Genomic DNA, 1,552 nt, shown 5'->3' with positions numbered 1-1,552 from the left:
GCTACTTTACACCCGACGCAACTTTGCACGCAATGCAGAATCTACGGCCGGGTTGTCCCGGCGCTGCGGTCAGACCTCGCCGAAGCCCTCCTCGACCATCGCGACGACCGTCTCGACGGCTGCCTGCGCGCCAGGGCCCGTCGCCCGCACGGTCAGCTCGCGCCCGCCCGTGGCGGACAGCGCCATCAGGCCGAGCACGCTCGCGCCGTCGGAGCCGTCGATCGTCAGGGGCACTCCCAGGTCGGCGACCGTCCTTGCCAGCAGTGCGGCGGGCCTGGCGTGCAGACCCATCGGGTTGCGGACGGTCACCGTGGCCACGACCTCGTCGCCCACCGGTGCCTCGGCCTGCGGAGGCGACTCGGCGGGGACGGCGGCCGGCGCCGCGGAGAGCGCCTCGGCCGCGGCAGCCGCGACCTCCTCGACCGAGCCACCCTGCTGCGCCTTGACGGCGGCCGTCACCGCCCCCTCGACGAACGGGGCGGAGGGGACGCGGACCCGAGCGGCCTCGTCCTCGTCGATCATCTCCAGGACGAGGTCCGTCGTCAGCAGCGCGGAACCGAGATCGGTGAGCACGACCACACCGGATCCCTCGCCGGAGACCGCGGCGAGCCCCTCCTCGACAGCGCTCAGGACCAGGTCCACGCTCGTGCCGATGCCCTCGGGCACTCCCCCCGCGGGGAACAGGCCCACCTCGGGGGCCATCTGCTCCGCGATCGCCGCCGTACCGACGGCGACGTCACGGGAGTGGGAGACCAGGACGAGCGCGACGCGCGGGCTCATGCGGCGGTACCGAGGTCAGGGTCGGCTGCCGTCGCCGCGGCGGCACGGAGGATCAGCGCGGAGGACGCGGCACCCGGGTCCCGGTGCCCGACGCTCCGCTCGCCCAGGTAGCTCGCACGCCCCTTCGTCGCGAGCATGGGGACGGTGGCCAGCACACCGGCCTCCGCGGCCTGCGCGGCCGCCTCGAGGACCGCACCCGGGGCTGCGCCGTCCGCTGCGGCGGTCTGCGCCGCCTGCACGGCGGGGCTCCAGGAGTCCACCATCGTCTTCTCGCCGGTGGTCGCCTTGCCACGGGCGACGATCCCCTCGAGACCTGCCTCGAGCACCGCGACCACCGCCGCGGCGTCCAGCTCGTCGAGGCCCGCGACCTTGGCCGCACGCAGGTAGGCCGTGCCGTAGAGCGGCCCGGCGGCGCCGCCGACCGTCGACATCAACGTGGTGGCGACGAGCTTGAGCAGGTCACCGACCTGGGCAGGGGGCTCCTCGAGAGCATCCAGCTTGGCGACGACGGCGGTGAAGCCGCGGTTCATGTTCTCGCCGTGATCGCCGTCACCGATCTGCCGGTCGAGCTCCATGAGCTCGTTCTTGTGCTCACCGATCACGGCGGCCGTCCGCCGCACCCACCGCTGTGCCCATGCCACGTCGAGTGTCATCGTGCTCCTTCGTCGCAGATCCCTCCGGGCCCGGGGGCGGGCCACGGATCGTTCATGAAGCCTGCCACGCCTCGGGGGGAGGAGGCGTGGCAGGACGGACCGGGCGGGGGGGGGGGGCG

Annotated in this window: 2 protein-coding genes; both read right to left on the bottom strand. The window is 73.8% G+C overall.

Annotation, left to right across the window (positions count from 1 at the left end; all coding sequences use genetic code 11):
* Nucleotides 1-69: 69 nt before the first annotated feature.
* Nucleotides 70-780: a dihydroxyacetone kinase phosphoryl donor subunit DhaM gene (gene dhaM / locus ABWK99_RS15995; RefSeq protein ID WP_372595674.1), complete on the bottom strand. Its 711-nt coding sequence runs from the start codon at nt 778-780 to the stop codon at nt 70-72.
* Entirely contained in the window at nt 777-1,433 is a 657-nt protein-coding gene (gene dhaL, locus ABWK99_RS15990; RefSeq protein ID WP_372595673.1) for a dihydroxyacetone kinase subunit DhaL, read from the bottom strand. Before dhaL ends, dhaM begins: the two co-directional genes overlap by 4 nt.
* Nucleotides 1,434-1,552 lie beyond the last annotated feature (119 nt).

Origin of the sequence: Actinotalea sp. (genome assembly GCF_041597215.1) — a bacterium.
Lineage (GTDB): Bacteria > Actinomycetota > Actinomycetes > Actinomycetales > Cellulomonadaceae > Actinotalea.
This window is presented reverse-complemented; position numbering and strand designations above follow the sequence as displayed.